We start from the raw sequence: 6,937 nt of genomic DNA on the forward strand, positions 1-6,937 counted from the left end.
GCTTACGCACCTCCCGCGTGCGCGGCCCGCCGCCGCCGCAACAGCAGCCCGCCGCCGGCGCTGCCCGCCACGACGACCATTCCGGTAGCCATCAGTCCGTATGGCGGCCGGTCGTCCTCGTCGGGGGCCACGCCGGTCTCCACGCCACCGCTGGGGGTCTTGGCGACCTGGGCGCGGTAGTACTTGGTCGCGGTCGGGCCGGTGCTCGTCGGGCTGGACGAGGTGCTGCTCGACGCCTGCGGCACCACCCTCACGTGCTCGCCGATGGTCCCGACGTCGTTGTTGTCACCGTCCTGGCCAGGGTCGTTCGGGTCATTGGGGTCCTCACCGGGGTCGGTGGGCTCGTCGGTGGGGTCCTCAGTCGGGTCCTCGGTCGGGTCGTCCGTGGGGTCCGTGGTGGGGCCGGGGACGTTGACGTCGATGGCACCGGGGTCGCCCTGAAGCTCGCAGGTGGCCTCCCCGTACTCGGGCGGCTCGCTGATGCCGCTGGTGGTCACCTGGAAGGCGTCCACGTAGGCGCGCTTGTCCTCGGTGTTGATGACCTCGATCCAGTGGGGGCCGTATTTGAGCGGCGGCGAGGTCCAGAGCACTTGCTGGGTCTCGGTGCCGGTCATCGGGTTGCCGCTGCGGTCCTTGCCCGGCTCGACCAATCCGTCGGTGACGTGCTGACCGTCGATGAGCACCCTGACCGGGCCCAGGTCCTTCTCACGCCGGCCGATGTAGGCGACCTGGGTGCCGACGAAGTCCAGACGCGCCGTGGCGTCCTTCTCCCTGGTCACGTTGATGTCGTGCTTGTAGTCGTCGTACTCGTTGCCCGTGTACCGCGAGCGCCACGTGCCGGTGTAGGTGACCTCGGACTCCGAGTTGTTGACCATGGCCTCGCCCTCGGCGGGCGTGAAGCGGACGGTCAGTTTGCCGGGCTTGAAGCGGATATTCCCCGCACGGGTGATCGAGGCGTTGTCGGAGAGACCTTCCGGCAGGTCAAGGAAGTCACCGGGCACCAGCTCGCCCTGCGGCTGGCCGCCCCTCGGCCGGAGCTGGCCGACCCAGGCGCCGCTGACGTCGACGGTGCCCTCCAGGTCGAGCGAGGACCCTTCGGGGAAGAAGCCGGGCGAGCCGAACCGCTGCACGCTCGTGTACTTCATGTCCCAGCGCACGTTCATGGTGCCCGACTCGATCTGCGGCGTCATGCGTGCTTCGAGATCGACGCCCGCACCGGCGATGCCGCCCGTGCAGTGGTACTTCATGACCAGCGAGGACTCGGCCTGGCCGGGAATCGTGGACGTCGCGACGAATGCCGCCGTTGCCGCTAAGCTCACCGATCCGGCGATCAAAACCCTGCGCCACCGACTCACGGAGACTCCGATCACCCACAAATAGACCGAGGGTAGATCTTATGGCGGGAAACACCGCAACACATGCTGATTCCCCCTCCTTCCAGCACTTGTGATGAACCCGTGTCCGGGTCCCCCACGAGTCTGCGAAAGCGGGTATACGTGGCGGTAACAGAATGGAGTTCTGGCCCGGGAGGCGTTGATGGAGCGTGACCTCTTCGACGAGGAGCACCTGCTCTTCCGCGAGACCGTCCGCGAGTTCATGGCCCGCGAGGTCGTGCCGCACCACCCCCGATGGGAGAAGGACGGCATCGTGCCGCGCGAGGTCTGGAAGAAGGCTGGGGAGCTGGGCATGTTCGGCTTCTCGGTGCCGGTGGAGTACGGCGGCGCGGGCGTCAAGGACTTCCGGTACAACGCGATCATCGTCGAGGAGATCATGCGCCACGGCGCGACCGGCCTCGGCTTCTCGCTGCACAACGACGTCATGGCCCCGTACGTCGTCGATCTGACGAATGACGAGCAGAAACAGCGCTGGCTGCCCGGCTTCGCGAGCGGCGAGCTGATCACCGCGATCGCCATGACCGAGCCGGGCGCGGGCAGCGACCTTCAGGGCATCAGGACCACGGCGGTCCGCGACGGCGACCACTACGTGCTCAACGGGCAGAAGACGTTCATCACGAACGGCATCAACGCCGACCTCGTCGTCGTGGTGGCCAAGACGGACCCGGAGGCGGGCGCGCGGGGCATCACGCTGCTCGTGGTGGATCGGGGCATGGAGGGCTTCGAACGCGGCAGGAACCTGGACAAGGTCGGCATGAAAGCCCAGGACACGGCCGAGCTGTTCTTCGAGAACGTCCGCGTCCCCGTGGCCAACCGCCTCGGCCCCAAGGAGGGCGAGGGCTTCTTCCAGCTCATGAACAACCTGCCGCAGGAGCGCCTGTCGATCGCGGTGGCGGCGGTGGCCGCGGCGGAGGCGGTGCTTGAGCAGACGATCGAGTACTGCGGGACCCGCCAGGCGTTCGGCCGCAGCATCGGCTCGTTCCAGAACACCCGCTTCGTCCTGGCGGAGCTGGCCACCGAGACCGAGATCGCCCGCCACTACGTGGACAAGTGCGTCCTCGCGCTGAACGACGGCAAGCTGACGGCCGTGGACGCCGCCAAGGCCAAGTGGTGGACGACCGAGCTACAGAACAAGGTCGTCGACCGCTGCGTGCAGTTGCACGGCGGGTACGGCTACATGCTGGAGTACCCGGTCGCCAAGGCGTGGCTGGACAGCCGCGTGCAGACGATCTACGGCGGCACCACCGAGATCATGAAGGAGATCATCGGCCGATCCTTCCAATTCTGACGCCTTCAGCGCGGCAACCCCGATTCCGCCGCATACTGGACAGCATGGACAGCGGCCTGATCCTCCTGATCTTCCTGGCACTGCTGTTCGCCTGGGGCCTCAATCGCGTGCGCCGGGCGATCCGCCTCGGCCCCGTCGGCTACGCCGGTGTGATGATCGTGTTCATCCTGGTCATGCTGCTGCTCTGGGGCCAGACGAAGATCTAGCGCGCACCAGCCCCGCAGGATGACCCCAGGATGACCCCGGCCACCAGTTCAGGGTCGTCGCTCATCGGCACATGGCCGCAGCCCTTGAGCAGCTTCACCCGCTGACCCGACCAGCGCGCCGCGCGTACGGCCTGGCGGCGCAGCAGCAGCCGGTCGTGCTCGCCCCACGCGATCGTGACGGGCGACTTGGGCGGGGCGGGCGGCATCAGTCCGGCGAACGACTCCAGCGTCTCGTCGAACCCGGTCGAGCGCGCCAGCGCCTCGGTGGCCGCGGTCAGAGCGGCGGGGTCGAGGCGTCCGGGGCGGGCGACCATGACGCCGGCCGACACCGTACGCAGGTAGCGGCTCTCCGCCGTCCTGGCGAGCCGCTCCGCCGGCAGCGAGCGGGCCGTGGCGCGCAGCGCGCGCAGCACCGCCTGGCAGTAGAGCAGCTCGGAGCGGGACCAGAACCCGGCGGGAGACAGCGCGGTGGCCGAGCTCACGACGCCGCGCGAGGCCAGCTCGAGCGCGATGTAGCCGCCCAGCGAGTTGCCCGCGACGTGCGGCTCGCGTACGCCGAGCCGCGCGCAGAACGACTCGACCGCGTCCGCCAGCGACTCGGCGGTGTAGGGGACGCCGTCGGGCAGGCGGGGCGACGCGCCGAACCCGGGCAGGTCGAGCGCGATCACCGTACGGGCGGCGGCCAGCCGGTCGAGCACCGGCAGCCAGCCCTGCCAGTGGTGGCCGATGCCGTGGATGAGGATCAGCGGCGCGCCGGAGCCCCGTCGTTCGAAGGCCAGGTCCATTGCGCCAGTAGAACACTCACCTGCCGCGCGTGGGAATCTCGAACCAGACGGCTTTGCCTTCCCTGGTAGGACGCGAGCCCCAACGCCTGGCGAGCTGATCCACCAGGTAAAGGCCGCGCCCACCCTCGTCGTTCTCCCCCGCGCTGCGGATGCGGGGCAGCCGCAGGTCCTGGTCGAACACCTCGACCCAGACCGACTCCGCGCCCCTGCGCAGCCGCAGCGTGAACTCCTTGTCGCCGACCTCCTCCTCTTCGAGGCCGGGGACGTCCCACGACTCCTCGAACGGCAGCGGCGGCCCCTCGACGACCAGCTCCCTGCGCGGCACGCCCGCGGCGGCGGCGTGCAGCACCACGTTGGTCACGACCTCGGAGACCAGCAGGCAGGCCAGCTCGGCCCGCTCTTCAGGGACGTTCCAGCTCGCGAAGGCCTCCGCGGCCATGCGCCGCGCCTCGCCGACCATGATCGGCTGGGCGGGGAAGGTGCGGGACTCGACGTCGAGATCGACGTCGCTGGAGCGGACCACGAGGATCGCCATGTCGTCGTCGATCTCGCCGGGCACCGCGACCGTGGCGGCGTCGGCGATGCGCTCGACCTCGGCGCCGGACAGCTTGGAGAGCTTCTCGCACAGGATGCCGAGCGTCTCCTCCTCGCTCGGCGAGGTGCCGTCGCGGCTGGGCCGGCGATCGACCAGGCCGTCGGTGTAGAGCAGCAGCGCAGCGCCCGGCGGGAGCGTGCGGGTCTCCTCCTTGTAGACGAGGTCGGCGTGCAGGCCCTTGGCGCGCACGCCGAGCGGCTGGCCGACCTCCTCGATCTCCAGCTCGCGGCACTCGCCGTCGACCAGCAGCAGCGGCGGCGCGTGCCCGGCGTTGGCGAACGACAGCTGCCGCGACCAGGCGTCGTAGACCAGGTATTGGCAGGTGACGATCGGCGGGATGCTGACCTCGCCGCCCTTGTCGTCCTGCTCGGGGGTGGCGATGATGCGGGTCCACTCGTCGAGCCTGGCCAGGATGTCGGCCGGCGACTTGTCGTCCTGGGCGAACGCCCGCAGCGCGGCCCTGAGCTGGCCCATGATGGCCGCCGCCTTGGCGCCTCTGCCCTCGACGTCGCCGATCACGATGCCGACGCGGCCGGCCGACAGCGGGATGACGTCGTACCAGTCGCCGCCGACCTGGGTCTGGATGCCCTGGCCGTGGGAGGCGAGCGGGGCGGCCGGGTAGTAGCGCACCGCGATCTGCAGGCCGTCGAGCTGCGGCAGCGCGCGCGGCAGCAGGTATTTCTGGAAAGACTCGGCGGTGTGGCGCTCCTCTTCGAAGAGCAGCGCGTTGTCGATCGCGAGCGCGACCCGGGTGGCGATGGCGCCCACGAAGTCGCGGTCGAAGGCGTCGTAGTGGGGGCTGCGGCGGTCGGTGAGGTTGGACAGCCCGAGGTACATCAGCCCCAGCGTCTCGCCCCGCACCAGCAGCGGCGCCACGATGGCCGAGGTCATGCCGATCTCGCCGCACAGCCGCGCGCTGCCCTCGTGGGGCGCGGGGTAGCGGCTGCGGGAAAAGTCTTCGACCAGGATCGTCTCCTGGCGGCGGAGCGCGGTGTCGGCGTAGTGGCCGGAGGGGTAGCGGATCTCCGCCCCCACCGGCTTCCATGTGCCCGACGGCGGCGTCCACCCCTGTACGTGCTGGGAGACCCGGCGGACCAGCCGGTCGCCCTCCATCAGCTCGATGAAGCAGTGGTCGGCGAACTGGGGGACCAGCATCTCGGCGACCCGCTTGAGCGTCTCCTCGACGTACAGCGAGCCGGCCAGCCGCTCGCCGATGCGCTCCAGCAGACCGAAGCGGTCCTTCTCCCGCTCGTTGCTGCGCAGCGCCTCCCTGGCCGTCAGGACGATGCCCGTCACCTGCCCCGAGGGGTGGCGCAGCGGCACCGCCTGCGCCCGGACGTAGACGATCGTGCCGTCGGCGCGCCGCACGTCGAACGTGCCCTCCCAGACGCCGCCGTTGAGCACGTGTTTGGCCAGCTCGACGGCGACCGGGTGGCCCTTCTCCAGGATCCCGAGGGACAGCGACGAGTCACGCGACGGCGACCTGTCCTGCGTGCCGAAGAGCTTTTCGGCGAACGGGTTCCAGTAGAGGAGATTGCTGAAACGGTCGGTGACGATGACCGCCATCTCGGCCTGGTCGAGCACGGCCCCGGCAGCCAGGTGATCGGCCGCTTCTTGTGACAGATCCCCCCAACGCTTCATCCGGAGACCACTCCTCGGGGTGGCGTGTCTGCACGACGGACCACGGGCACTCCTGCAACAGTCTTGGCCAGGGGAGAGTGGAGGGCCTCCCTAGAGGGATTCAACCAAGTAGCCGCGCGCGCGTCAGCGCTTGGAGACAAAAACGTGCGCGGCGATATCGCGGGGGAGTTCCGCAGGAGTTTCGTTCGCGTCACCGTCACCTGTCACCCGTACACCGTCGTCGCTCGCCGCGAGCGTCACCTCGCGTCCGGGTTGTATCCCAACTTGCTTGAGTTTAAGCATCGCAGCGGGATCGCTTTGCACTTGTTCGCTGATTCGGCGCACGACGACGGCCGTATCGCCGTTGGCGGCGAGCTCGCTCATCGTGGCGAGCGCGTCGTCGCCGGTCTCGGCGGGCTCGCGGGCACCCAGCTCCGCCAGGCCGGGGATCGGGTTGCCGTGCGGGCAGACGGTCGGGTTGTCGAGCAGCGTCACGAGCCGCGTCTCGACGGACTCGGACATGACGTGCTCCCAGCGGCACGCCTCGATGTGCACCTCTTCCCAGGGCAGGCCGATGACCTGGGTGAGCAGGCATTCCGCGAGGCGGTGCTTGCGCATCACGCGGGTGGCGAGCGTGCGCCCCAGCTCGGTCATCGCGAGGTGACGGTCACCTTCGACGCGGACCAACCCGTCGCGCTCCATGCGGGCGACGGTCTGGCTGACAGTGGGGCCACTTTGCTGAAGGCGCTCTGCGATGCGGGCCCGGAGGGGGACGATGCCCTCTTCTTCGAGCTCGTAAATCGTGCGGAGATACATCTCCGTGGTATCGATCAGGCCGTGTGCGGTCAAGGCTCCTCCCAACTGCATGGTACGCCGTTCGAGGTGGGGACTGAGCCCGTCGAACTCGGGCGCAGAAGTCACACGAACCCTATGGGGAGAACGGCCGGGGACGGTTAATACTCCAGCCGCATTTAGTGATCGATGATTCGTCGCTGTCGCTGGTAATGGCAGCGGCGGGCGCGGGCTTGATGCCGACGTCGCCACTGTGA

At 69.2% G+C, this 6,937-nt stretch carries 6 protein-coding genes; 2 read left to right on the top strand and 4 right to left on the bottom strand.

What is annotated here, in order from left to right; genetic code table 11:
- Positions 1-2 precede the first annotated feature (2 nt).
- On the bottom strand, positions 3-1,319 hold the full coding sequence (locus AB0K67_RS35160; RefSeq protein ID WP_364068754.1) for a hypothetical protein: 1,317 nt from the start codon (positions 1,317-1,319) through the stop codon (positions 3-5).
- A 217-nt stretch (positions 1,320-1,536) separates the two neighbouring features.
- Between AB0K67_RS35160 and AB0K67_RS35165 the strand changes: the two genes are divergently transcribed.
- Together AB0K67_RS35165 and AB0K67_RS35170 are read left to right on the top strand one after the other, a co-directional pair.
- Positions 1,537-2,682 (top strand): acyl-CoA dehydrogenase family protein, encoded by a 1,146-nt coding sequence (locus AB0K67_RS35165; protein WP_364068756.1) that lies wholly within the window; start codon positions 1,537-1,539, stop codon positions 2,680-2,682.
- A gap of 44 nt (positions 2,683-2,726) precedes the next feature.
- Positions 2,727-2,888, top strand: coding sequence for a hypothetical protein (locus AB0K67_RS35170; protein ID WP_364068758.1), 162 nt, complete (start codon positions 2,727-2,729; stop codon positions 2,886-2,888).
- On the opposite strand, the gene AB0K67_RS35175 is transcribed toward AB0K67_RS35170, so the two are convergent.
- From AB0K67_RS35175 to AB0K67_RS35185, 3 genes are all read right to left on the bottom strand, one after another.
- The gene (locus AB0K67_RS35175; protein WP_364068760.1) at positions 2,885-3,673 is read right to left on the bottom strand and encodes an alpha/beta fold hydrolase; all 789 of its coding nucleotides are present in this window, start codon (positions 3,671-3,673) and stop codon (positions 2,885-2,887) included. The two genes, AB0K67_RS35170 and AB0K67_RS35175, sit on opposite strands and share 4 nt — an antisense overlap.
- A 16-nt stretch (positions 3,674-3,689) precedes the next feature.
- Positions 3,690-5,909, bottom strand: coding sequence for a SpoIIE family protein phosphatase (locus AB0K67_RS35180; protein WP_364068762.1), 2,220 nt, complete (start codon positions 5,907-5,909; stop codon positions 3,690-3,692).
- A gap of 123 nt (positions 5,910-6,032) precedes the next feature.
- Positions 6,033-6,737, bottom strand: a complete 705-nt coding sequence (locus tag AB0K67_RS35185) for a metal-dependent transcriptional regulator (RefSeq protein WP_364068764.1) — start codon at positions 6,735-6,737, stop codon at positions 6,033-6,035.
- Positions 6,738-6,937: the final 200 nt, after the last annotated feature.

It is taken from the genome of Nonomuraea sp. NPDC052634 (genome assembly GCF_040678535.1).
GTDB lineage: Bacteria > Actinomycetota > Actinomycetes > Streptosporangiales > Streptosporangiaceae > Nonomuraea > Nonomuraea fastidiosa.

What these genes read in the sequence shown, in the direction of transcription:
- AB0K67_RS35180 (WP_364068762.1), bottom strand. Translation starts at nt 5,909, where the DNA reads ATGAAGCGTTGGGGGGATCTGTCACAAGAAGCGGCCGATCACCTGGCT.
- AB0K67_RS35175 (WP_364068760.1), bottom strand. Translation starts at nt 3,673, where the DNA reads ATGGACCTGGCCTTCGAACGACGGGGCTCCGGCGCGCCGCTGATCCTC.
- AB0K67_RS35170 (WP_364068758.1), top strand. Translation starts at nt 2,727, where the DNA reads ATGGACAGCGGCCTGATCCTCCTGATCTTCCTGGCACTGCTGTTCGCC.
- AB0K67_RS35165 (WP_364068756.1), top strand. Translation starts at nt 1,537, where the DNA reads ATGGAGCGTGACCTCTTCGACGAGGAGCACCTGCTCTTCCGCGAGACC.